This is a genomic window from Bacillus sp. ABR (assembly GCF_056172715.1).
Map to the genome: position 1 here is coordinate 275,348 of NZ_JAOYSL010000004.1, position 24,861 is coordinate 300,208.

Consider the following 24,861-nt stretch of genomic DNA (forward strand, 5'->3'; position numbering starts at 1 on the left):
CAGAGAACTCGAATCGGCGAGAGGAAAAAAGACTGCCGGATCTTAAGATCTGGCAGCCTGCTGATTAAAGGGAGACAGGGACAGTAGACATAGAGAAAAATTCCTCATATAAGGCTTGAACAGCTTCTTTTTCTTGAGCCGCTTTGACGCCAAACATCATGCTGACCTCTGAAGAACCTTGGTTGATCATTTCGATATTGACCTTCGCTTTTGACAGCGCCTTTGCCGCTCTTGCTGTTGTGCCAACATTATGACGCATCGCTTCTCCTACAACCATAATCAGCGAGAGATTCCGCTCTAAAACGACCTCATCTGCATCAAGCACGAGCTTTAAGCGGTCTAGCAGCTCTTCTTCAATATGCTGCTCCTCCAGCTGATCCTGACGTAAAATAATGGTCATATCATCAATGCCAGAAGGAACATGCTCATACGTAAGCCCATATTCCTCTAGTGTTTGCAGCACCTTACGTCCAAAACCGACTTCTCTGTTCATCAAATATTTACTAATGTAAATGCTGCAAAATCCATTGTCTGAGGCGATTCCAACAACCGGTCCATTTGTATGATCCCGCTGATTCACGATTTTTGTACCCTTTGCCGACGGGTTGTTGGTGTTTTTAATCTGAACTGGAATGCCTGCACGGAAGGCCGGAATAAGTGCTTCATCATGGAACACAGAAAAACCAGCATAGGACAGCTCGCGCATTTCCCGGTATGTCAGCTCTGTAATCTCTTTCGGTTCATGAACGATCGTTGGATTGACAGCATAGACAGCATCCACATCTGTAAAGTTTTCATACACATCTGCCTTTAGACCGTTCGCCAAAATGGAGCCGGTAATATCGGAGCCGCTTCGCGAAAAGGTGACGATGTCTCCTGCTAGGCTAAAGCCAAAAAAGCCAGGGAATATAATAATGCCAGAGCGCTCTCTTAATTTGTACAAATGATCATATGACTCCGGCAGGATTTGCGCTTGGCCAGGCTCATCGCTCACAAACAAACCAGCTTCCTTTGGATTCACATAATGAGCTTCCACACCCTGGTGGCGGAAATAGGCGGCAATGAGCTTAGCGTTATTGTCTTCACCGCTTGCTTTAATGGCATCAAGATAGCACTCAGGGCGGGATGAATCAGCCTGTAATAATGTGTCTAGATCTTGCCTGATGGTATCGATAATGTCTTGACCTAATCCGAGTTCATCCGCTATTGAGGCATACCTCTCGATGACGGCTTCCTTTAAATCATGTGCTTCACCTAAACGTAAATATTGTTCACCACAGCTAATTAATAGATCGGTGACCTTCGTATCCGTTGAATGCCGTTTTCCTGGTGCGGAAACAACGACTGCTTTTCGAGCTGGATCTGCTGTTACAATGTCAAATACCTTTTGCAGCTGCTTGCCAGATGCAAGTGAACTGCCACCAAATTTCACGACCTTCAATGCATACATCTCCTATAGTAAAAATTTTCTCACAAATTGAATAGTTCCTATTATCAACTCTTTTCTTTAAATTATCAAGGTTTTTCTTTTCTAGAAATACAAATGTATTTACAGAGAGGACGATGTTGTATGATGATATGAAAAAAGAGCCGGCCATATGCCGAGCTCTTTTTCTTATGAAGAAGAGGAGGAGGAAGATATCTCCTGCTTCATCACTTTGTTATCACGTTTTGCCTTTAAGAAAAAGGAGAGGATGAGTCCAATGACTGCAATCAGACCAGAAATGAAAAATGACGTATTCATTCCATGAACGGCTGATTTTAATGGATTGGCCAATTCTGCATTTGCAGCAGAGCTGCTCATGATGGAAACAAGCACAGCCGTTCCAATGGAACCGCCTATTTGTCTCATCGTGTTATTCATCGCTGTCCCATGCGGGATCAAATGAGGCGGTAATGCGTTAATACCTGCCGTTGTCAGCGGCATCATGATCATCCCAACCCCGATTAAGCGAAGCGTATAGGCGACCGTAATGAGAGCGATCGATGAATCAAGGGTGAGCAGCATAAATGGCAGGGTGGTAACGGTGAGGATCGTAAATCCGCCTAATGCGAGCCCTCTTCCGCCGACTTTATCAAAAATCCGTCCGATAATTGGTGACAGGAATCCCATAAAGAGAGCACCTGGCAATAAGATCAGCCCTGTATCAAGTGCAGACAGCCCTCTGACATTCTGCGTATAAAGCGGCAGAATTGTCTCTGTACCAATTAATAAAGCAAAGACAAGCATTCCAAGGAAGGTTGTTAAGCTAAAGATCGCAAATTTAAATACGCCAAACTCAAGCATCGGTCTTGTTAAGTTCGACTGGCGCAGGATAAAGAAGAACAAGCTCACGGCGCCGACAATCAGTGAAATGAGAACAGTCGCACTCGTCCATCCATACGTGCCGACACTAGAAAATCCGTAAAGCAGCCCGCCGAAACCGAAGGACGACAAGATGACAGATAAGACATCAATACGTGTCTCTCGCTGCTGTGTGACATTTTTCATTAAGAAGAAAGCAAGAATAAGGTCGATGATACCGATTGGCAGAACAATATAGAACAGAGCCTTCCAGCTGAAGGAATCGACAATCCAGCCGCCAAGTGTTGGTCCAAGCGCTGGTGCGAACGATATGACAAGTCCGACCATGCCCATTGCCTGCCCACGTTTTTCTTTTGGGAAAATGGTTAAAAAGATCGTTTGCATCAGCGGCATTAAAATCCCTGCACCGGCTGCCTGTACGATACGCGCTGCAAGTAACACCGGGAAATTCGTAGCAAATGAAGCAAGAATTGTACCGGCTGTAAAGATGCTAAGTGCCGTTAAAACTAAAGAACGGCTCGAAAATTTCTCAATTAAGAAAGCCGTAATCGGGATGAGAATCCCGTTTGTCAGCATAAAGGCTGTTGTAAGCCACTGTCCTTTGCTGACCTCAATATTGAAGTCCTCCATGATATGTGGGATCGCTGGAATAAGAAGCGTTTGGTTTAATATCGCGACGAATGCCCCAACGAGAAAAATCCCAACAATCACAGATCGATTGTAAGATGTTGTTGATTGGTTCATGTTATCCCTTCTTTATCTATAAAATGATGCTTTTCAGCTGTGACACGTTTTGTGATAAAACGCTGTTTTTGCCTAAATAATCGAGCAGTGAGCTGATTAAAAAGGTTCTCGGTTGGTCCTTTGATAATTCCTGATTGAGCAGCTCATACGCAGAGAGGAGATCATCTTTTTCTTCTCCGTTTGGCCATGAGTGAAGCTCTTGTTTGATCTTTGTTAAGTACGAATTGACAAGTTTTTCTTCGTCATATTCGTCCTGTGAGGAAAGCAAATAAGAGTTCATCAGCTCGTCTGTTAACACAGGTTCAATGGAACAAGGCTTTTTCGATACACGATCCATTACACCGATGATCATTTCGGCAGCAATTTCTAATTGGATGTTTTTTTGCTCAATCGCCAGCATTAAGATGAATTCTCTCATTAATCCATTGAGAACAATCACTAAATCCCAGACATATGGAGCGACAGATTCACCATATGTACTTAAAATAATGTCTCTGTGCCGCTGCATGATAATGGAGCGTGTTTCACGTAAATGCTTAATGACAATGGGCGAATGCTGAGAAAAAGCTTCAAAGGACAGCATGTTCAAAAATTTATGATTCTCTTTAAACTCTTCAAGCTCAAGCTTAATCTTCTTTGTGAATTTTTCCTTTTTGGACAGCGTCGTTTCTGAATGAATGATGCGGGAAATCTCTCTCATTTTGCGCTGATTGTATTTAATCAGTTCTAATAGAAGAGCTTCCTTTGAATCAAACAGTTTATAAATAGACGCTTTGGATATTTTACAGGCATCGGCAATTGACTGCATGGAGACACTCATATAGCCTTTTTGAGAAAACAATTTCTTCGAAACCCGCAAAATCTCTTCTTGCTTTTCGTTCATCTTCTTAAGTCCTTTCCGAATCGGCAAAACCATATGGTCACAATGGAAACCGAGTGGTCACTTTGGCTATCATAACAAAACCAATGCCTTAAGACAAGAAAATGAACTTAAAAAATACCCGTCTGTATGACAGGTACTTTACCCTTCCGCATGTGCGACATATATTTTTGTTTTGCCGTGAAGTTCAACGACCAAAAGGTCTTCTCTCTCCTTCACAGAGTAAATAGCGGTCCCTTTTTGCAGCCTAGAAGCTGTACCATGTTCAAAATTTTTGGCGGCTGTTTTCTGAATGACACCTACTTGCTGATGTTTTGTGACGTGTAAGGATGTCGTCCAATCTACATTTGTTTCATACACGGTTCCTTCCCATTGAAATAAATCTGCCTGCTGATCCATAGCTAATAACTCTTCCGCACTAGGTGGTTTTGACTGGGAATGATATTGGACTGACTGGCAGGCGCATAAGGAAAACGTGAGCAGCAAGAGCAATAAACTAAACCATATGTTACGTATCAAAAAAGGTTCCTTCCCTTCAATACAGCGTTTCTTAAGTAATGGACGTGAATGAAGTTAAATCGTTACATGCCTAGTCAGTTCATGAGTTTTAGGTGAATGAGATTGTATGTTGGCACAAAATACGATACATTTATCGTATGACGAATCCAAACCATCCAAACAAAGAAGATATGAGACTGATTTCTGTGCTGCACGCATTGGCTGATCCAATCCGGTTAGAAATTGTCCGCTGCTTGGCAGAAGCGGGGGAGAGGACGTGCGGCACGTATGAGATGAATATTGCCAAATCCACGCTTTCCCATCACTTCAAAGTGCTGAGGGAGGCAGGCGTCGTGAAAGTGAGAATTGACGGGAAGCACCGTTACTATTCTTTAAGAAAAGAAGACATCGAGACCGCTTTTCCTGGACTCATGTCATCGATTCTAGCTGTAGATAAAAAGCGGTGGTAAGCCAGCTGTCTATGAAGAACAGCTGGCTGTTTTATTTCCCGAAAATGGCGTCATACAGCCGTTTCACTGCCGGCTGAATATCCTCTCGCCTCATATGCGAGAAGCCGAGGACGAGCGGGACAAAGCCTGGCTGATGCCCCGGCAATTGCTCATCAAGGGTAAAACGATCCATTCCGTACATTTTCAGCTTCCTTTCTTTCGCTCGCTGTAAAATCTCATGCTGCGTCCGATTTGAACGGAACTCTGCAATAAAATGAAGACCAGCATTTTCTCCAATAATCCGTACATTGTCAGAAAAAACCGTATTGAGCTCTTCAATGAGCTGCTTCCGTTTTTCCTCATATAAACCATTCATGCGTTTAATATGCCGTTGATACGCCCCATCTTTTATAAAATGAAGAAGGGTGTATTGTGTAAAAAGATTAGCAGTTTGAATGAAAAAATGCTGTTCCTCCTTATAGCGTCTCAATAAATGCTGAGGCAGCACCATATAGCTTAGCCGCAAGCCGGGCAGCAATGATTTTGAAAAGGTGCCCATATAAATGACTTTGTCATATCGATCGAGACTTTGCAGCGCTGGAATGCTGTCTGTGCCATATTTAAATTCACTGTCATAATCATCCTCAATGATGTAACGGTCTGGCTGATCAGCTGCCCAGTTTAACAGCTGAATGCGCCGGGAAATCGGCATAATCACCCCTGTTGGAAATTGATGTGAAGGGGTAATGATCAACACATTCGGCTGTTTCTTATGAATGTCGCTCATCCGCACACCTTTTTGATCAATGCCAATCGTTTCAATTTGATGATGATTGTTTTTCAGCATTTGATAGAGCCGGCGGTAGCCAGGGTTTTCTAGCCCGTATACTTGATCGGCTGGAAGAATGCTTGATAACGAATGAATCAGTGACTGTGTGCCTGCACTTAAAATAAGCTGTTCTGGATAGCATTTGACTCCTCGCGCAAGTCCGATCAGCCTGGCAATCGTTTCCCTGAGCTCATACACACCTTGTGGATGCGGAAGCTCACCGAAGGCATCTTGGTGGAGATGGATCGCCTTTTGTTCGCTTTTCAGCCAGCTTTTAAATGGAAAGTTCGCTGTATCGACGGAGATATGTGAAAAAGAATACCAGTCGTCTCGTGCAATCGGTTCTTCCTTTAAATCTACAGGAAGAGAAGAGGGTTTTAGCTGACCAGATTCATGAAACGTTTCTAGTGACTCCACGAAAAAACCTTTGCGTTCAACCGAATATAAATACCCCTCGGCAAGCAGCTGCTGATAGGCGCCATTCACTGAATTAACGCTGACGTTTAATGTATCGGCTAACTCTCGTTTGGACGGTAATTGATCGTGTGGCTGCAGGTTGCGATTTAAGATTTCTTCTTTGATTTTCATATAAATTTGATGATAAATATATCCGTTTTGCCCTGTTTGATCTAGTTGAATTGTCAGCATCTCACCATTCCATCCTCTCTGATACCATGAAAAAAATGATATTGGTACTTTCTATCATACCAAAAAATATTCAGAATAATAAAAAAGGATATAAAGGGGATGGATGACAATGAGTCAAACGACAACAAACCGTTTTTCAACTGAAGAATGGCAGGGGAAAAGAGATCAATACGTCGCAAGAGGCGTGAGTAATGGCAACCGTCATCTTGCAGCGAAGGGGAAAGGAGCCGAGCTGTTCGATATTGATGGGAAGCGATTTATCGATTTTGCAGGCGCCATTGGCACATTAAACGTAGGACATTCACATCCAAAGGTGGTGGAAGCGGTCAAAGCACAGGCAGAGAGCCTGATTCATCCAGGTTTTAACGTGATGATGTACGAATCGTATATCGAATTGGCAGAGAAGCTTTGCCGCCTCACACCAGGAGACCATGATAAGAAAGCCATTTTCCTTAATTCAGGTGCAGAAGCTGTTGAAAATGCCGTGAAAATTGCCCGTAAATATACGAAAAGACAGGGCGTTGTGTCGTTTACAAGAGGTTTTCACGGCAGAACGAATATGACAATGAGCATGACGAGCAAGGTCAAGCCATATAAATTTGGCTTCGGCCCATTCGCATCTGAGGTGTACCAAGCACCGTACCCTTATTACTATCAAAAGCCTGAAGGATTAAGTGATGCCGCATACGACGAGTACATCATTGATCAATTCAATCAATTCTTCGTCGCAGCCGTTGCACCAGAAACCGTTGCTTGTGTGGTCATGGAACCAGTCCAAGGGGAGGGCGGATTCATTGTGCCATCGAAGCGTTTCGTTCAGCATGTTGCATCATTCTGTCAGCAGCACGGGATTGTCTTTGTTGCAGATGAAATCCAAACCGGATTTGCGAGAACAGGGAAATACTTTGCGATTGAGCACTTTGATGTGGTGCCGGACTTAATTACTGTGTCAAAATCTCTTGCTGCGGGGTTGCCGCTTAGTGGTGTCGTTGGCAGAAAAGAAATGCTTGATGCGGCAGATCCAGGGGAGCTCGGGGGAACATATGCAGGAAGTCCGTTAGGTTGTGTAGCAGCAATGGCTGTTCTTGATATCATTGAAACAGAACAATTGAATCAACGATCTGAACAAATTGGACAAGTCATTGAGGACAAAGCCAATGATTGGAGAACAAAGTATCCGTTCATTGGGGAAGTCCGCCGATTAGGGGCAATGGCGGCGATTGAAATTGTGGAAGATCAAACAACACGTACACCGGATAAGAAAACAGCCGCAGCGATTGCAGCATATGCAAACGATCACGGGCTGCTTCTATTAACGGCAGGGATTAATGGGAATATTATTCGCTTTTTAACACCACTTGTCATCACAGATGAGCTGCTTCACGAGGGACTAGGGATCATCGAGGAAGCCTTCAAAGCACGCTAAACAACAAAGGGGGATGGTTGTATGCAAAAACAACAAATGGCAAAAACGATGTCGCAGTCAGACGTGCTGTTTTTGTCCATTGGTGCAATGCTTGGCTGGGGCTGGGTTGTACTTTCGGGAGATTGGATTTTAACAGCTGGCTTTTTAGGCAGTGTGATTGCCTTTGTGATAGGAGGCATTCTCGTGATCTTTATTGGACTCACGTATGCCGAGCTTTCATCTGCGATTCCAGAGACAGGCGGAGGGCTCGTCTTTGTCCAACGGGCATTTGGGATGAAAGCAGCGTTCGTCTCAGCATGGGGCGTATTGTTTGGTTATGTGTCTGTGATTACGTTTGAAGCTGTCGCCTTGCCGACCGTCATTGATTATGTGATTCCAACAAAGCATGTTGGCTTTCTATGGAATATTGGTGGATGGGACGTGTATTTCACGTGGGTATTGATTGGATCTGGCGGTGCATTGTTTTTAACTGCACTGAATTACATTGGGGCTAAGCCTGCCGCCATTTTTCAGTCCGTGTTCACTGTGGCAATTATTCTGACAGGTTTTCTCCTTTTAGGCGGCGCAACATTTAATGGAGATTTTGCAAACCTTGAGCCGATGTTTCAAGGCGGGGTTGGCGGTCTCATGGCGGTATTAGTCATGATTCCCTTTTTATTCGTTGGGTTTGATGTCATTCCACAAGTAGCAGCGGAAATTCATGCACCAAAGAAAATCATTGGGAGAATTTTGATTATTTCTATCGTAAGCGCGGTCGTTTTTTATCTGCTTATTGTCTTTGGGGTAGCTGCTGGAATGTCAAAAGGACAGCTTGAAGCCTCTTCATTAGCGACAGCAGATGCCATGGTTCAGCTTCTCGGTCATCAAGCATTTGGAACAGTGCTGGTTATTGGCGGTGTAGCAGGGATTGTGACAAGCTGGAACGCTTTTATCATCGGGGCAAGCCGTATTCTATATGCCATGGCGGAAAGAGGCATGATTTCCAAATGGTTTGCGTATATTCATCCAAAGTATAAAACACCGACAAATGCGATTTTGTTTCTTGGGGCATTGGCCTTTTTTGCTCCATTATTAGGCCGTCCTGCCCTCCTGTGGATTGTCAATGCGGGCGGTGTCGGAATTATCGTCGGGTACTTAATTGTGTCCATCGCCTTTATGAGACTTCGCAAAATAGAACCCGAGCTTGAGCGTCCATACCGCATTAAATATTGGCGGACGACAGGCGTTCTAGCCATCGGATTGAGTCTTCTTTTCCTTTCATTTTACTTTCCAGGAATGCCGGCCTCCTTATCTTGGCCAGCTGAATGGATATTGCTTTTAGGTTGGGTACTCATTGGGTATATACTATATGTAATGAATCCAAGAACGAAGGAGACGGTAGAGCATGACAAACGAACTCAAAGTGTATAATCCTGCAACAGGAGAAGAAATTGCTTCAGTTGCTCAGCATACAAAAGAACAGATCGAAGACGCAATTTCCCGCTCACACAAAGCATTTAAATCATGGGCGAAAACGTCAGCGCATGAGCGTGCCAATATCATTCGCAAGTGGTTTGATCTGATGATTGAACATAAAGAAAGGCTTGCGAAAATCATTACAGAAGAAAACGGGAAGCCGTATCAAGAAGCATTAGGGGAAATCGTCTATGCGGCTGGTTATATTGAATGGTACGCGGAGGAAGCAAAGCGAATCTACGGAAGAACCATCCCATCACATACGACAAGCAAACGCCTTTTCGTCACAAAACAGCCAGTTGGTCCTGTTGCTGCCATTACTCCGTGGAATTTCCCTGCGGCGATGATTACGAGAAAGGCAGCCCCAGCGCTTGCAGCAGGCTGTACGTTTATTGTAAAACCTGCCGAAGATACGCCTTTGACAGCTATTGAACTAGTAAAATTGGGTCATGAAGCTGGCATTCCAGAGGATGCACTGCAATGGGTTGTCGGAGATGGCAAAGAAGTGGGTGAAATCTTCACAGATAGTCCATTGATTCGAAAAATCACGTTTACAGGCTCAACGCCCGTCGGAAAGCATTTGATCAAAAACAGTGCCAGCACAGTCAAACATGTATCAATGGAGCTTGGCGGTCATGCCCCGCTCATCGTAGACAAGGACGCAAATCTTGAACTAGCTGTCAAACAAGCAGTGGCGTCTAAGTTCCGGAATGCAGGACAAACCTGTGTCTGTGCCAACCGCTTAATTGTGCATGAAGACATTCATGAAGCATTTGCGCAAAGGTTCAGCAAAGAAGTAGAAAAGCTGAAAGTGGGAAATGGCTTTGAAGAAGGCACATCTATCGGTCCAATTATCAACAAGCGCGGCTTTGATAAAATTGTCGGCCAAATTCAAGATGCAGTGGATAAAGGGGCGAAAGTTCTTGTTGGCGGCGATACGCATTTCGACGATGACAAATCATATTATTTTGTCCAGCCAACGGTTCTTACACATGTTGACACTTCCATGAACATTATGCATGAAGAGACCTTTGGTCCAGTGGCGCCGATTACGACATTCCAAACGTTAGATGAGGCAATTGAATTAGCCAACGATACACCTTTTGGCCTTGCCGCTTATTTCTTTACAGAAAATTATCGGAACGGGCTCTATATTTCTGAACATCTCGATTATGGAATTATTGGCTGGAATGATGGCGGTCCATCAGCTGTCCAAGCACCTTTTGGCGGTATGAAAGAGAGCGGAATAGGGCGAGAAGGCGGAATCGAAGGAATCGAACCATATTTAGAAACAAAATATGTATCAATTGGTTTAGACGAATAAACGTGAAAAAGACTGTCTGAGGAATCCCAGCAGTCTTTTTTATGTTATACAGCCGGCGGGAAAAGCTGGTCCACCGTTTCTTTCGTTTCTTTCAGAATTTCATGTATGTAATCTGCAGATGCCTGTTCCATACTGCTGAACAAAAGCCGTTCGACAGGCTGAACCCCAATAAGATTAAAGACTTCTGTATCCGTTGTCATGTGATGAGAGGAGGAGAAGCTCATATTGGAATCAAGAAAATTCCTCGGGGCATCGTGCGTGTTGATAATGACCCCTTTTTTGTGCCGAAGTAAATTTTCAATCACTCCATGCTCATTCTTCTGATAAGCAAAGCCCTCAGAAAAGACGCGCTCTACATAGCCCTTTAGCATAGCTGGCAAGCCTGTCCACCATATTGGAAAAATAAACGTCAGCACATCCGCTTGCTGAATCAGTTTCTGCTCTCTTTGAATGGCGATCGGGACATCACCGCATTTGATCGCAGCCTTTTCTGCAATGGTGAGCTCTGGCGAAAAACCTAGGGCATAGACATCACGAACAGTCACCTTATGACCATTGTTCAATAGAGTGCTCACAACAAGATCTAATAAGGTTTGATTTAAGCTTTGCTGGGGATGAGCAAAAATGATTACATGGTTCATCTCATAGCCTCCTATGTGGTCATCTGTCTCATTATGGCATGTGGCTTTATCCTATTCAATCCTATATTGGTAATAACAAGTTGGGAAAATGGAAAATAATTGATTTTTAAATGTGTAAAGGAAGAAAAAGCGATCGTTTCTAAGAAAACGATCGCTCATACAGCTTTTATTTTTTTCTAAAAGCAAGTCCCAGTGCAATCAGTGCCACGACTAGAGCAGCAATGGACAGACCAAGGACAAGTGGTGAGGAAGAAGCAGAGGCTGTTTCAGAGGCCTTTTCTTCTTTGGGTTTTTCTTGACCATGTGAATCCGTTACGGTATTAGATGCCACAATGTTTGTGATGGAATGAGGTTTATCAGCATCTTTATCGCCAGTCCATTCAACGACTGTTCCATCCTTATAATATTGATACGCATCCCATGCAGCTTCACCAGCTTTTTCAGGGTTTTTCGCTACAAAAACGAATTGCTGAAATTGTCCAGCAAGCACACCTTTACCAGTTGCCTCCCAAGTCACTCTTGTCACCTTGCCATCTTTCTCTTCAGTTGACGTTTTCCAGCCAGGTACAGGCTCATATTGCTGGAATTCTACGCCTTTAGGAATTGTCACGACAACCTTAGTCGTTGGACTGTCACTTTCAGAAGGAACCTTTAATGTATAGGTCTCCCAAGCATTTGTCGCAGACGTATCAGGCTTGACTGTTACGTGCGCACTCACAGGAATCGCCAATAAAAATGAAGCGAGAAGCATTGGTAATAAAGCTTTAACGTATTTTTTCATATGTGATGAACTCCTTTTAGTTTCTTCTAATAAAGGTGGTATCGATATTCTTAAAAGAACCAGTTAACGCATGGATTTCAATTTTCCATGTGCCTTTTTCATTTAATAAGAGATTTTCAGCAGAGAAATGACCATTTTTTAATCGTTTCAGCTGAAATTCACTTGGTGTCTCATCACCGAATAAAGCCACCTTATGAATCTTGGCTGTCACAGATTGAATATCAGTGATCGTTTCGCCATTCTTCTTTGTAAATGCCACCTCGAATGAGTTTTTCCCCGGGGCATTCGGGGTAATGCTCAAGGACACAATGTCACGATGCTCGACCTGATTTGCGCCAAAGAAAGGCTCAGGTGCAGGCGGAGGAGGGCTCGGTATATTAGTAAAGACAGCCGTTAATAACAAAATGGCGATCCCGATCATCCATTCAGCTCGTAAGGAAAAGCTGCGTTTCTGCTTTTTTTCCCATCTCAGCATCAAGTAATGCATAAGTCCAAGCAGGCCCATGATGATAAATAAACCAAGCTTGATTAAAAAGGTGCGTCCGTATGCTGATTGGAAAAGAGCGTCAAACGATTGCAAAATAAAGATGGCATTCACAAATCCTGAAAACACAATAAGTCCAACAGAGAGCAGTGCCCAAGGATGAAATGCTGCGAGCGTATTCCGTATGAGCGGCTCATCTTCATTTGGCAGTTTCTTCATCAAAAGAAGGACAATGGCTGTTAAACCACCGACCCAAATCGAAGCAGAGACGAGATGGATGAAATCAAGTGATGTTGTGAGTATTTTATTGTCTGTTGCGGCTGGATGTCCGATTTGTGCTTTCAGCCAAAGCAGCACTGTGAAGAGAAGCAGTGGAAACAGCCAAACACGAAAAGAAAAGAAGTCCCCTTTTCTCATCGCCACAATTGTCCAGATGGTGAGAAGTACAAATGACGCCATAAGCATCATCCACAGACTACCGCCAGAAGTGGACGCAATCGTTTCTTGTAAAAGCGAAGGCTGAAATGCCCCAAAAAAGGACACGTCTGCCGCTGACTTTGTCTGAATCGGCAGCTGGAACACAAGTGCTCCGCCCATCATGATCAATGACAATGTCAAAATCCGCTTCATTCGTTTCGCCAATACAGGTGAAATCGCTGCCCTGAACCAAAGCAGTCCAAACAAAATGGTGCCAAGGAATAAGCTGAATGACGTATAAAGAAAGGCTTTATCAATAGTTGAAGCCACATCAATGGATTCATCCGTCTGACCTTGCTCTAATTGGTCAAAACCGCCAGCCGCTTTTCCAATACTAAACGGAATCATGCCAGAGACAGAGTGTCCATCCGCTGATACCGCATTCCACTGAATGGTGTAAATCCCTTTAGGTAAATTCTTTTTTAAAGCCGCTTCCATGATCTTTTGATCTTTAATGACCGTATCTCCTTTATCCACACGATCACCTTTTGCATTTAGCACCTTAATGGCATGAAACCCGCTTTCAATTCCTTCACTAAATGTGATCGAGACTGAAGGGGGCTGCTGATCCAGCTCTTCATTTGCCGCTGGGTTCGAGCTCACGACGTATGCGTGAGCAAATGCTTCCTTTGGAATGAAAAAAGCGAACATGACCATAAGAAGCAGAAGCCACTGACTATTTTTAAACAAGGTAAATAACCGCCTTTCTACCTATGAAAATGTCTCATGTATCAGAAAGAAAGCGGCAGTAAACTGTGAGTCACAGAAAAAACCGCTCCTTCTATTGTACCGCCCTCTCTAAAAGGTAAACGAAACAAATAGCAAGATGGTTCACTTTTTCTGTGTCATGTCTGCGCAGACATTTCTTAATTGAATAGGTTTGATCAATTATAAGCCTATTCGATTTAAGAAGAGGAAACAAGAAGTGACCATTTGAAAGTTGTGAAATTCCCATGAATTTTGCGTGAAAACAACGGCAGATCAAGCTTTCCACCCATTATATGTTGAGATCTGACAGAGAATTCACATCATTTTTCAATTTTGTCACACACGATGTGACAAAGTGACATTTAGTTTCAATTGATGAGAAAGTGAAAGCGTTTTACGATAGGCATAAGGGCTTCACTGAATCTTGTTCTTATATCTTTTGACCTATAAAGCCCTAAATAAAGGGAGAGAAGAAAGGAGTTTTCATAGATGCAGGAAAAAAGCGGGTTTCGCGTAAAAGTACAGCGCTTTGGAAGCTATTTAAGCGGTATGATCATGCCGAATATTGGAGCGTTTATCGCTTGGGGACTCATCACCGCATTGTTCATTCCAAGTGGTTATTTTCCAAATGAACAATTAAATACACTCGTTGGTCCAATGATCAACTACTTGCTGCCGCTCTTAATCGGTTACACAGGTGGGAAGCTCGTATATGACCATCGAGGCGGGGTACTCGGTGCAACCGCTACGATCGGGGTTATTGTCGGTTCGGACATCCCAATGTTTTTAGGTGCGATGATCATGGGACCGCTTGGCGGTTATCTCATTAAGAAAATTGACCAGCTGTTTAAAGACCGAATCAGATCAGGTTTTGAAATGCTGATTAATAATTTTAGTGCAGGTATTCTTGGTGCCATTTTAGTAGCCATTGCTTTCTACGCTATTGGCCCAGTGGTTCTAGGTTTAAATAAAGCCCTTGCGGCAGGTGTAGATATTATTGTCAATGCACATTTGCTTCCGCTGGCAAGTATCTTCATTGAACCAGCAAAAGTATTGTTCTTAAACAATGCAATTAACCAAGGAATTTTAGGTCCATTAGGGGTGGAGCAAGCGGCGAAGACAGGCCAGTCCGTTCTGTTCTTGCTTGAAACAAACCCAGGACCAGGTCTCGGTGTTCTTCTGGCCTACATGTTCTTTGGAAGAGGGACAGCAAAGCAGTCTGCACCGGGTGCGATTGTCATTCAATTCTTAGGGGGAATCCATGAGATTTACTTCCCATACATCTTAATGAAGCCAAAGCTCATTTTAGCGGTAATTGCTGGGGGAGCAAGCGGCGTTCTAACTTTTACACTGTTAAATGCGGGCCTAAAGGCTGTACCGTCACCAGGAAGTATCATCGCTCTTATGCTCATGTCACCAAAAGGCGGCCACCTTGCCGTTCTAGCAGGTGTTGTCGTGGCAGCGGTCGTATCATTCCTTGTCGCTTCTGTCATTTTGAAAGCGTCTAAAGCAGTGGATGAAGACTTAACAGCAGCAACAGAAAAAATGCAAGACATGAAAGGCAAGAAAAGTGCAGCAGCAGCTGCTCTTACAGCACAAAAAGAAGGTGCTGAAGCAAACGAGCAAGCAGCATCTCCAGATGAAATCAATCCAGATGACGTGAACAAAATCATCTTTGCCTGTGATGCAGGAATGGGCTCAAGTGCGATGGGCGCATCCGTTTTAAAGAATAAAGTCAAAAAGGCAGAACTTGATATTGATGTGACAAATACATCCATCAGCAACATTCCAGATGATGCCGATGTAGTCTTTACTCATAAAGATTTAACAGATAGAGCGAAGGCAAAACTGCCAGGAGCTGTGCATATTTCAGTTGATAATTTCTTAAACAGCCCGAAATACGATGAGCTGATTGAGAAATTGAAAAAATAACATGACGAAACGGGTTGAGTCCAATTTTTCTAATTGAACTCCCCGTTTTGGTTGTTTTCTGATTTTCATTCTAAAAAAGGTGTGTGATCTTTCATGAAACAAGTACTTTCAAAAGACAATATTTTTCTAAACGAACAAGCGGGCTCTAAAGAAGAAGCCATTAAAAAAGCAGGAGAAGTTTTAGTGGCAAACGGTTATGTCACAAGTGATTATGTGGACAAAATGTTTGAAAGAGAAAATATTTCTTCTACATTTATGGGCAACGGAATTGCTATTCCTCATGGAACAGAGGATGCGAAAGCGGCTGTCCTTCATTCAGGGATTTCCATTATCCAAATTCCAGACGGCGTTGAATACGGCGAAGGAAATATTGCCAAAGTCGTATTTGGCATCGCTGGTAAAAACAATGAGCATCTCGATATTCTTTCTCAAATTGCGATTGTGTGTTCAGAAGAAGAAAACATAGAGCGTATCCTTCATGCAAAGGATCAGGATGAACTGATCGCCATCTTTAACGAGGTGAACTAACATGAAGGCACTTCATTTTGGAGCAGGAAATATTGGCAGAGGGTTTATCGGATCTTTGTTAAAAGCATCAGGCTTTGAGCTCGTTTTTACCGATGTAAATGAAGCGGTCATCAACGAGCTGAATGAAAAAGGAGAATACACGGTTGAACTCGCAGCACCAGGGCAGCAGCAAGAAGTAGTCGGTCCTGTGTCAGCCATCAATTCCGCAAAAGATCCAGCTGCTTTAATAGAGGCGATTGCAACAGCTGATCTCATTACAACAGCTGTTGGACCAGCCGTTTTGAACATCATTGCTTCGTCGATTGCTGACGGTTTAAAACAGAAAAAGCCTGATCATATCATCAACATTGTGGCATGTGAAAATATGATTGGCGGCAGCTCTCATTTAAAGAAAGCCGTTGTCTCTCATTTAACAGCTGATGAACAAGAAGCGCTGTCACAAACAGTAGGTTTTCCAAACGCTGCGGTTGACCGCATTGTCCCAATTCAGCACCATGAGGACATATTGAAAGTATCAGTCGAGCCATTTTTCGAGTGGGTGATTGATGAGACAGGCTTTATTGGAGACGTTCCTCAAATTGACGGAGCGACCTTTGTACAAGATTTGACGCCATTTATTGAACGTAAACTCTTTACTGTCAACACAGGACATGCACTAGCTGCTTATGTCGGGTACGAGAAAGGTGTGCAAACGATTAAAGAAGCTGTCGATACACAAGAGATTCGTCAAGTGGTCGAAGGTGCACTTCACGAAACAGGCAGTTATTTGATCGACACATATGGCTTTCAAAAAGAAGAACATGATGCGTATATTCAAAAAATCATCAAACGATTTGAAAATGCCTTTATCTCTGATGAAGTCACGCGTGTCGCACGCTCTCCGCTTAGAAAGCTCGGAGCAGATGACCGTTTAATCGGTCCAGCGAAAAAGATCAAACAGCCACATTATTTAATTAAAGGCATCGTGGCAGCTTTGGCTTACGACTTTACTGAAGATGAAGAAGCTGTTCGTCTGCAGGCATTACGAAAAGAAAAAGGCATTGAAGGTGTGCTGGAAGAGGTATGTGGACTCTCGCCAACAGACGATCTTTATCAAGCCATTATTAAAGAAGCAACTCAATAATTTGAACATCCCTTTCCAACGTGCGAAAGGGATTTTTTTCTATGACTTTTTTAATACTTTTCCCTGCTTGACGATATATAAAGTAAGGGGGAATTTGTTTATGAAAAAGAAAGCGTTTGCGTCAAGAAGTGTCTTTTTTCAATTAATGTCTGCCATTATCGTGATCACGATTTTAACGGGCGGACTTGTTGGAACTACGGGATATTTGTTAGCGAAACATGTATTAATTGATGCGGGGAAAGCAGATTTAAAGCACATCGTCAGCGGAGCAATGGCCACACTTGAACAATTGAATGACCGTGTGGAGAAAAAAGAACTGACGCTTGAGCAGGCGCAAGAACAGGCCCGCCTTTACTTGAGCGGACCAAAAAATGACAACGGGAAGGGATACCAATCTCAAAAATCAGATTTTATCTATAAAAATAAAGGCTATCTGATCGCATATGGCACTGACTACTCAACCCAGGTCCATCCGGTCAACGACATCGGCGTCATTCCAGATAACACGACCAATCGTGAAAAAATGGTCGCCGGCGCGAATGCAAAAGATGAGGATGCACACTATGTGACCTATATGGATAAGGACGATGCAACCGGCGAAGAAAAGGAAAAGCTTGCCTATATGAGCCAGTTTACACCGTGGAATTGGAGTGTAGGCATCGCTGTCTTCCAGGACGAATTTTATAAAGAATTAGAGCAGATGAAGCTCTATATTATTCTCATTACAGCGGGTGTCGCCCTTCTGAGTTTAGGCGTCTTTTATTTAGCTGCCCGAGGAAAAGTCAGACTGCTCAAGCAAGTCACTGCTGCTTCAAAGGAGATTGCAGCGGGGAATATTGAGCGCACGAGCTTAAAGGAAACAACGGATGAAATCGGACAGCTGGCAAAAGGCTTTAACCATATGTCAGGCGAGCTCAGAACACTGGTGAGCGGTTTACAGGAAACGAGCAGTCAGCTTGTGGAATCAGCGACAGATTTATCGGCGATATCTGAAGAAACCTCAGCCAGCAGTGAAGAAATTGGACGAGCCATCGGAGACATTTCGACTGGAACACTTCATCAAGCATCTGATCTTGAAGTAGCCAATCAACAAATGACCCAGTTTAATCAATCTATTGAGAATGTGAAAGAACAGAGTGATCAAATTAAACGGATTTCCGACCAATCGAGTCAATCATCACAGCAGGGCCAGCAAATCGTACAGCAATTAAAACAATCGAATGAACAATCGATTCAAGCGTCTCAAGGCATTAGAGCGGGAATCGAGCAGTTAAGTACAAAAGTACAGGATATTTCTCAAATCACAGATACGATTGAAAGCATTTCAAATGAGACCAATTTACTGGCACTGAATGCCAGCATTGAAGCAGCACGTGCAGGAGAGCACGGCAAAGGCTTCTCAGTTGTCGCGAGTGAAGTGCGGAATTTAGCTGAGCAGACAAAACAATCAGCCGTTCAAATTCAGCAAATGATCCAAGGCATTAAAGAAGAAACGACAACAACAGCTGGTATCATGTCTAACACAATGGATCGTTTTGCCGAGCTGGATGAAGCGGTGCATGCAACAGAACACGAATTCAATGCCATCTCTACATTGATTTCACAAACCATCGTTGAAACAAACGCGATGGCAAAAGAGCTGAATACACTGCTGGAGCAAAACGACCTTATCACAAAAGCCATGCACGGCGCAGCACATGTTTCTCAAGAAAATGCAGCGGCGATCGAAGAAATCACTGCATCCACAGACGAACAAGTGACAGCCATCTCTAATGTGGCAAAAGCAGCAGAAAGACTCAATGAACTTAGCATGCGATTGAATCAGGACATTGCGCGTTATCGTCTATAATTCATTTTGACTATGTGGTACTATGAAGTTAATCAAAACCTTGCTCACGCAAACAAAAGGAGTGTTTCAGTCATGAAAAAGAAGATATTGATGTTCTTACCTTGTGGCTATGGATACTCCACTGCTGTTTTCTTTGAAGGTAGATAGAAATTGGTGAAGTCTGTCTACAAAACGAAGAAACTAGCAGAAAAATAAACGTGAGTGAGGGACATAACATGGAAAAAATCACGAGAAAAAACCCAGAAAGTATGCCGAAACCTGTTGGTAACTACAGTCATATTACAAGGGTGCCAAAGGGTGCGGGATTATTTGTTACATCGGGTCAGGTAGGGACAGATATAGATGGGCAGATCCCATCAAGCTTAAACGACCAAGTAACGAATACGTTTGAAAATATCAAAAAAATCCTTGAATCAGAGGGATTGAATGAAGAACATGTGATCAAGTTCAATATATGGGCAACAGAAGAAATTGACTGGGATCATCTATATCCTCAGTGGGATACGATTTTCAAAACAGCTTACCCATCAATGACGGTTGCTTATGTATCAGCTTTAGGATGGCCTGAGCTAAAAATTGAAATTGAACTATGGTGTGCGGATATATGATTTAAAAAAAGAACAGCGATGCTGTTCTTTTTTACTTGAGCCGCTTTGTAATCCATCCAGCAAAGAATGTAAAGACGGTATAGACAATAACCCAAATGAGAAAAGATTCATCCCCGCCAATATAGGTGAACATGAAGATCATGCTCGCTAACAGCACAATCAAAGTAGGCATCCAAACATTCTTCAAAAGGAGCGTACCGAAAATACCAATCGGCACAGAGATAATGGGAAAGCCAAATACAATGAATAAAATAAAAACAGCCATACGACTAACTCCTTTTAACAAGTGTTTACATCAAAACATAAAAGACCGACGCAGCCAGCTGTCTGTTTAAATTCAGCAAATGACCCAAGGCATTAAAGAAGAAATGGCTGCAACAGCCGGCATCATGTCGAGCAAAATGGATCGTTTTGCCGAGTTAGATGAAGCGGTGCATGCAACAGAAAATGAAATCAATGCTATCTCTACATTGATTTCACAAACCATCGTTGAAACAAACGCTATGGTAAAAGAGCTGAATACATTGATGGAGCAAAATGACCGTATGTTTCTCAAGAAAACGGAGCGGCGATCGAAGAAATCACTGCATCCACAGATGAACAAGTAACAGCCATCTCTAATGTGACAAAAGCAGCAGAAAGGCTCAATGAACTTAGCATGCGGTTGAATCAGGACATTGCGCGTTATCGTTTGTAAATCAAAGAGGACCGGATGATTTCCAGTCCTCTTGATTAAGGGGATTTTTTAATTATGATAAATGTTATAACAGAAGAGATTATGGAAATAACAGTGTAACAAACTACCCAAAATAAAAAAGAAAAGTTTCCTTCTGCTAAAGTAAACCAAAACACCAAACTTAAGACAAGAGAAACAAGAGGAGAAATCCATATGTTTCTAAAGATACGTGTACCTAATATTCCAATTAGAATCGACAATATGGGCAAAACAAAAACAATTAATAAAACAATAGATCCCACTAGGTTATCCCCCTTATTACTGAATTAATTCAAGTCGTCCCGTTTCCCAATCTTTTTTTGAGTGGATATCGATGGAATTAGTTAATGTTCCCTTCTTTATATCATATATATCTACATGTCCTATCACATTTTGTTTTTTTTGAGTAGGATACTTGAAAAAAGCATACATATTATCTTTAGAATATTGAATGTTTTGGAGATATTGTTCTTCTTTTGTATCTTTCATATCAAAAGATTTTATTAACTTAAAATTTTTATCATAGATTAATACTTTGCCCTCAGAGGATGGGATAGCAATATTACCATCATGGAGTAATTCAATTTGTGTTGGAGAGAAAGATTTTTGATTAATTGTAATTTCTTTTTTTATTTTTAAATTAGACTTATTAATTAATAAAATTTTAGATTCTTCATTTTGGTTAACCGTATCGGTTAGGGCTAAAGCTATTGTATCAGAGTCTAACTCTTTAAATGCATCTTTTTCGTTACCTTCAATAAAATAAATCTGTTTATTTGGAATACGTTTATCCAAAATAATTTTATTGTTATTTGGATCAAGAACTTTTATAGATAAGTATTCATCGTCATAGTTGGAGAGTATATAAAATTTCCCATCTATTAACCTTGCAGAGTTGAGCATCCCCTTTAACTTTATATGTTGTTTTTTATCATCGTTGTTGTCTGTCCAATAAATAAATTCGCTCTCATACCCTTTATCAGTATAACCGATATTTATATCTTTAAAAACGTATGAGTTGCTAGCATTAATAAAGAAAGACCCTTCATCTTCTGTTGTTTTTGACATACTTTTTAAATTACCTTCTTTTAGTAAACCTGATTTTTTATTTATGGTAAAATAATCATTACTTCGACTGCTATTAAAATAAATGTTATCCTTGCTTTGTGTGCTGGATATAATACTATAACCAGAATTCAATAAACTATCTTTTATACTATTTCCTTTACTATCAAAGTAAATTATTTCAGTACCGGATTTTAATGTATTGGACAGAGAAATAATAAATGATGTATCATTCATTTTGGTGAATTTTTTCTCTTTTGGGTTATTTTCTGAATTATTGGCTGTGCACGCTGATAAAATTAAAATAACAAATATACTTAAAAAGATACGTTTACTAAACATTTATAGACATCTCCTTAAAGACTAAAACAACCGTATAAGGAATACGATTGTTTTGAGTTAATTATTTTATTTGTTATGTTTAAAAATCTTAGTATTATTTGACTTTACAAGTTCCATTGGAGTGACAATAGTATCCCATTTGATATTATCAATATCTATGCCTTGATTCTTCCATGCTCTCCATGCAAGTTGTGAACAATAGAAACTTTTAGTAGTGTTTTTGTTTAAAAAATTCCAGTTATAAGGTTTTTTATTTGAGGCTTGTTTTTCTGCATATTTAGCTGCTCCAATATATTTAGCGTTAGAAGAACCTTTAACCCATAAACCATAAACTTTTTTCTTCGTATTCCATGTATTCGGGTATTTTCTCACGCCATCTTGCTTCTTTGGGCTATAACTTTTAGCCCAAGATTCTACAGTATTTGAGCTGTTTTGGGCAACAATTGCTGCATGTCCAACTCCTATTGAGGCGCTTCCAGAGTTAATTTCATAACTAACTAATACATCTCCCTTTGTGCCCATAGATTTTTTTGTAGATAAAGCAGATATTTTATTTTTCTCTACTTTATATTTAGGGTAAAGTTTGTCAATTTGTCCTGAAGTTTCAAGCTGTTTGAACTCTTTTTGATCTTTTTTGTATAATTCGTCCCCTTTAGTTTCAGCGAATTTACGATCTTCTTTAGCGGTTTTAATTAATTCAGTAATTTCTTTATCGCTCATTCCTGATATTTTGTGTTGTTTTATTGCCTCTTTTTCTAAAGAATTTGATTCTGCAGCAAAAGCTTGCTGAGAAAATCCAATACCAGTAATTAAAAGTGTAGAACATAAAACAGTTTTAAACGTTTGTTTATTTATCATACTAAAATCTCCCTTCAAATTTATAAGTAAAATATACAATAAATAAATTGTTCTTTAAACCCATATTTTCAATTTTAAGGTTATTTTAAGGTTTATTTTTACTTATATATTTTGAAAGGCTTTAAGTATGATTTACACATTTTTGTGTAAAGTGCAGAGAAAGTGAGAAGCATAGACAATAACAAAATGTCTTTTCATTCCACATTGGTAGTTAGTACTAGTCTCATTTAGGAAGGTATCTGTCGTTACTCTTGAATACATCACTTATTGTTCTTATTAAAAGCGCTGCAAATCACAATCATTGAGCAAACACCGACGAAAAAAACATGTTTTTTTCTCATTTTGGTTCACTCCCTTCAAAAACAATTAGGAGATCGCATCACATATTTCAATGAAATGACCATCAGGATCAGACACATAAGCGACTGTTTGACCCCATGGTTTTTTTGCAGGTTCCTTGATGATCGGAACCCCTTTATCTTTCATTGAAGCAATTGTTTGATCCACATCATCCACAACAAAGCCAATCTCAAACGTTTGAGACGATTGATTTGCTTCTGGGACAGGCAATCCGAGTGCCTCTTTGACATCCTGGCGTGAATTAATCGATAACGTCACGTCTCCAGTGTCAAACTCAACATAAGATTCAACCCTCAATTTTATTGGGAAACCAAGAACATGTTGATAGAAATGAATACTTGCCTCAACATCGTTTACATATAGAATGGTATATTTCATTTTCATGTGAAAAACTCCTCTCTTCATATACGTGTCAAAAACGGAAAGGTTTCCCACTCATTGTACCATATAGGATATAAGGTGTATTTCATGCCAAAAAAATCAAAATAATTAGCTCAATAGTCTTGAAAAACAAAAAGTGGTGACATATGATAAAAATGTAAAATTAGAAAAAATAGGGGGATTTTACATGTTGAAAAAAATCATGGTAGCTGTCTTGTCTTTAGGTCTTTTACTTAGCTTTACACAAGTCGACACCCACACAGCAGATGCAAAAACGGTCAAGTCTTACAAAAACTGCAAAGCGCTGAACAAAGTATATAAAGGTGGCGTAGCAAAAAGTAAAAACACGAAAAACAAAGGCGGAAAAACAAAGTACAAGCCTTATGTATCAAAAGCACTTTACCAAAAAAATATGCGGCTTGACCGCGATAAAGACGGCATTGCGTGTGAACGCTAAGCACCTGTGAAAAGACCTGTCACAAGGTCTTTTTTCTATGGGATCAAACTCGTCCCTTTGTGCCAGCTTCATCTTTATATTAAAATAAAGATAGTTTCAAAAATCGATACAAAGTGGGGTACTCAATTTGTCAACACAAGCTCAAAAGAAAGACATCCGATTGATTGCCATTGATATGGATGGCACGCTGTTAAACAGTGAGCACATCATTCCAGAGGAAAATAAACAAGCGATTAAAAAAGCTGAAGCAAAAGGGGTCCATGTGGTCATTAGCACAGGACGGACACTGATGACATGCCGAGAGCTGGTTGAGCCGCTCAAGTTATCTTCTTACCTTGTGACAGCAAACGGAAGTGAGATCTGGGATTCAAACTTCCAGCTGATCGAACGAGATCTGCTGCATCCTGATCACGTCCAAATGATGTGGGATTTAAAAAATAGGTACGAAACCGATTACTGGGCTTCGACTGTGGATAAGGTGTGGAGAGGTGAATTCCCAGAACGAATTCATGACCATGAATGGCTCAAATTTGGCTTTGATATTCATGATGATGACGTTCGTGAGGAAGTCCTCAATACATTGAAAACAAATAAGCATCTAGAAATCACAAACTCAAGTCCAACGAATATCGAAGTCAATGCAGCCGGCATTAACAAAGCGGCAGCTCTTGCAAAAGTAGCAGAACGCATTGGCTGTACGATGGACAACGTCATGTCACTTGGCGACAGTCTCAATGATATGGCGATGATTCAAGAGGCCGGATTAGGCATTGCCATGGGAAATGCGCAGGAAGTGGTGAAAGAGGCCGCTGATTGGATTACAGCTCCTAATACAGAACATGGCGTTGCAAAGGCTATCCAACATTGGGTGCTGTCTAAATAGAATGCATTTCATACAAGAAAAAGTGAGAGGACTTTGCCTCTCGCTTTTTTTGTTTTCTCTAGTTCTATTGTTATGTTTTCTGCCAATTTCATGTGCAGTCTATGCAAAGTT

General features: G+C 41.4%; 25 protein-coding genes. 12 read left to right on the forward strand and 13 right to left on the reverse strand.

The genetic code is table 11. The features are described 5' to 3' along the window. Positions 1 to 64 precede the first annotated feature (64 nt). From OIT90_RS14625 to OIT90_RS14640, 4 genes are all read right to left on the reverse strand, one after another. Complete coding sequence (locus OIT90_RS14625) at positions 65 to 1,441, reverse strand: aspartate kinase (RefSeq protein WP_474892674.1); 1,377 nt, start codon at positions 1,439 to 1,441, stop codon at positions 65 to 67. A gap of 174 nt (positions 1,442 to 1,615) precedes the next feature. Beyond that, positions 1,616 to 3,049: an MDR family MFS transporter gene (locus OIT90_RS14630; RefSeq protein WP_144464113.1), complete on the reverse strand. Its 1,434-nt coding sequence runs from the start codon at positions 3,047 to 3,049 to the stop codon at positions 1,616 to 1,618. A gap of 16 nt (positions 3,050 to 3,065) precedes the next feature. Then, positions 3,066 to 3,932 carry a TetR/AcrR family transcriptional regulator gene (locus OIT90_RS14635; protein WP_228285979.1) on the reverse strand — a complete coding sequence of 289 codons (867 nt, stop codon included), beginning with the start codon at positions 3,930 to 3,932 and terminating at the stop codon, positions 3,066 to 3,068. Positions 3,933 to 4,070: 138 nt separating this feature from the next. Beyond that, the gene (locus OIT90_RS14640; protein ID WP_039176531.1) at positions 4,071 to 4,448 is read right to left on the reverse strand and encodes a hypothetical protein; all 378 of its coding nucleotides are present in this window, start codon (positions 4,446 to 4,448) and stop codon (positions 4,071 to 4,073) included. 137 nt (positions 4,449 to 4,585) lie between these two features. On the opposite strand from OIT90_RS14640, the gene OIT90_RS14645 reads away from it, so the two are divergent. Further along, positions 4,586 to 4,897, forward strand: coding sequence for an ArsR/SmtB family transcription factor (locus tag OIT90_RS14645; RefSeq protein WP_039182979.1), 312 nt, complete (start codon positions 4,586 to 4,588; stop codon positions 4,895 to 4,897). Positions 4,898 to 4,928: 31 nt separating this feature from the next. Here the strand turns inward: OIT90_RS14645 and gabR are convergent, their stop codons facing one another. Further along, positions 4,929 to 6,353: a MocR-like transcriptional regulator GabR gene (gene gabR, locus OIT90_RS14650; protein WP_474892675.1), complete on the reverse strand. Its 1,425-nt coding sequence runs from the start codon at positions 6,351 to 6,353 to the stop codon at positions 4,929 to 4,931. Positions 6,354 to 6,462: 109 nt separating this feature from the next. Between gabR and gabT the strand changes: the two genes are divergently transcribed. The 3 genes from gabT to OIT90_RS14665 are packed head-to-tail and all read left to right on the forward strand — an operon-like array spanning position 6,463 to position 10,558. Further along, a complete protein-coding gene (gabT, locus tag OIT90_RS14655; RefSeq protein WP_106025695.1) occupies positions 6,463 to 7,779 on the forward strand; it encodes a 4-aminobutyrate--2-oxoglutarate transaminase in 1,317 nt (438 codons plus the stop codon). 21 nt (positions 7,780 to 7,800) lie between these two features. Then, a complete protein-coding gene (locus OIT90_RS14660; protein WP_106025694.1) occupies positions 7,801 to 9,189 on the forward strand; it encodes an APC family permease in 1,389 nt (462 codons plus the stop codon). Next, the gene (locus tag OIT90_RS14665; protein WP_126682211.1) at positions 9,164 to 10,558 is read left to right on the forward strand and encodes an NAD-dependent succinate-semialdehyde dehydrogenase; all 1,395 of its coding nucleotides are present in this window, start codon (positions 9,164 to 9,166) and stop codon (positions 10,556 to 10,558) included. The genes OIT90_RS14660 and OIT90_RS14665 overlap by 26 nt, the downstream gene beginning before the upstream one ends. A gap of 44 nt (positions 10,559 to 10,602) precedes the next feature. Here the strand turns inward: OIT90_RS14665 and OIT90_RS14670 are convergent, their stop codons facing one another. The 3 genes from OIT90_RS14670 to OIT90_RS14680 form a co-directional block, all read right to left on the reverse strand. Then, complete coding sequence (locus OIT90_RS14670) at positions 10,603 to 11,199, reverse strand: NAD(P)H-dependent oxidoreductase (RefSeq protein WP_366206939.1); 597 nt, start codon at positions 11,197 to 11,199, stop codon at positions 10,603 to 10,605. A 166-nt stretch (positions 11,200 to 11,365) separates the two neighbouring features. Next, positions 11,366 to 11,980, reverse strand: coding sequence for a YcnI family copper-binding membrane protein (locus tag OIT90_RS14675; RefSeq protein WP_041089100.1), 615 nt, complete (start codon positions 11,978 to 11,980; stop codon positions 11,366 to 11,368). Positions 11,981 to 11,996: 16 nt separating this feature from the next. Beyond that, positions 11,997 to 13,631 (reverse strand): copper resistance CopC/CopD family protein, encoded by a 1,635-nt coding sequence (locus OIT90_RS14680; protein ID WP_474892676.1) that lies wholly within the window; start codon positions 13,629 to 13,631, stop codon positions 11,997 to 11,999. A gap of 507 nt (positions 13,632 to 14,138) precedes the next feature. Between OIT90_RS14680 and OIT90_RS14685 the strand changes: the two genes are divergently transcribed. The 5 genes from OIT90_RS14685 to OIT90_RS14705 all read left to right on the forward strand — a co-directional run bounded on the left by OIT90_RS14685 (position 14,139) and on the right by OIT90_RS14705 (position 19,689). Next, entirely contained in the window at positions 14,139 to 15,581 is a 1,443-nt protein-coding gene (locus tag OIT90_RS14685; RefSeq protein ID WP_059375998.1) for a PTS mannitol transporter subunit IIBC, read from the forward strand. A gap of 93 nt (positions 15,582 to 15,674) precedes the next feature. Further along, a complete protein-coding gene (locus OIT90_RS14690) occupies positions 15,675 to 16,109 on the forward strand; it encodes a PTS mannitol transporter subunit IIA (RefSeq protein WP_474892677.1) in 435 nt (144 codons plus the stop codon). 1 nt (position 16,110) lies between these two features. Then, on the forward strand, positions 16,111 to 17,232 hold the full coding sequence (locus OIT90_RS14695) for a mannitol-1-phosphate 5-dehydrogenase (RefSeq protein WP_474892678.1): 1,122 nt from the start codon (positions 16,111 to 16,113) through the stop codon (positions 17,230 to 17,232). Positions 17,233 to 17,332: 100 nt separating this feature from the next. Continuing rightward, complete coding sequence (locus OIT90_RS14700) at positions 17,333 to 19,081, forward strand: methyl-accepting chemotaxis protein (protein ID WP_474892679.1); 1,749 nt, start codon at positions 17,333 to 17,335, stop codon at positions 19,079 to 19,081. 215 nt (positions 19,082 to 19,296) lie between these two features. Then, positions 19,297 to 19,689, forward strand: a complete 393-nt coding sequence (locus OIT90_RS14705) for a RidA family protein (RefSeq protein WP_474892680.1) — start codon at positions 19,297 to 19,299, stop codon at positions 19,687 to 19,689. Positions 19,690 to 19,720: 31 nt separating this feature from the next. Here the strand turns inward: OIT90_RS14705 and OIT90_RS14710 are convergent, their stop codons facing one another. Further along, entirely contained in the window at positions 19,721 to 19,954 is a 234-nt protein-coding gene (locus OIT90_RS14710) for a DUF2651 family protein (RefSeq protein WP_474892681.1), read from the reverse strand. 103 nt (positions 19,955 to 20,057) lie between these two features. Between OIT90_RS14710 and OIT90_RS14715 the strand changes: the two genes are divergently transcribed. After that, positions 20,058 to 20,297, forward strand: a complete 240-nt coding sequence (locus OIT90_RS14715) for a hypothetical protein (protein ID WP_228280300.1) — start codon at positions 20,058 to 20,060, stop codon at positions 20,295 to 20,297. Positions 20,298 to 20,421: 124 nt separating this feature from the next. Here the strand turns inward: OIT90_RS14715 and OIT90_RS14720 are convergent, their stop codons facing one another. The 4 genes from OIT90_RS14720 to OIT90_RS14735 form a co-directional block, all read right to left on the reverse strand. Beyond that, positions 20,422 to 20,667 carry a DUF2651 family protein gene (locus OIT90_RS14720; RefSeq protein ID WP_106025688.1) on the reverse strand — a complete coding sequence of 82 codons (246 nt, stop codon included), beginning with the start codon at positions 20,665 to 20,667 and terminating at the stop codon, positions 20,422 to 20,424. Positions 20,668 to 20,683: 16 nt separating this feature from the next. Next, on the reverse strand, positions 20,684 to 21,811 hold the full coding sequence (locus tag OIT90_RS14725; RefSeq protein WP_106025687.1) for a hypothetical protein: 1,128 nt from the start codon (positions 21,809 to 21,811) through the stop codon (positions 20,684 to 20,686). A 66-nt stretch (positions 21,812 to 21,877) separates the two neighbouring features. Next, positions 21,878 to 22,669: a septation ring formation regulator EzrA gene (locus OIT90_RS14730; RefSeq protein ID WP_044335087.1), complete on the reverse strand. Its 792-nt coding sequence runs from the start codon at positions 22,667 to 22,669 to the stop codon at positions 21,878 to 21,880. A gap of 366 nt (positions 22,670 to 23,035) precedes the next feature. Then, entirely contained in the window at positions 23,036 to 23,413 is a 378-nt protein-coding gene (locus OIT90_RS14735; RefSeq protein ID WP_474892682.1) for a VOC family protein, read from the reverse strand. 184 nt (positions 23,414 to 23,597) lie between these two features. On the opposite strand from OIT90_RS14735, the gene OIT90_RS14740 reads away from it, so the two are divergent. Together OIT90_RS14740 and OIT90_RS14745 are read left to right on the forward strand one after the other, a co-directional pair. Beyond that, positions 23,598 to 23,867, forward strand: coding sequence for an excalibur calcium-binding domain-containing protein (locus tag OIT90_RS14740; protein WP_080769491.1), 270 nt, complete (start codon positions 23,598 to 23,600; stop codon positions 23,865 to 23,867). 127 nt (positions 23,868 to 23,994) lie between these two features. After that, a complete protein-coding gene (locus OIT90_RS14745; RefSeq protein WP_474892683.1) occupies positions 23,995 to 24,750 on the forward strand; it encodes a Cof-type HAD-IIB family hydrolase in 756 nt (251 codons plus the stop codon). Positions 24,751 to 24,861: the final 111 nt, after the last annotated feature.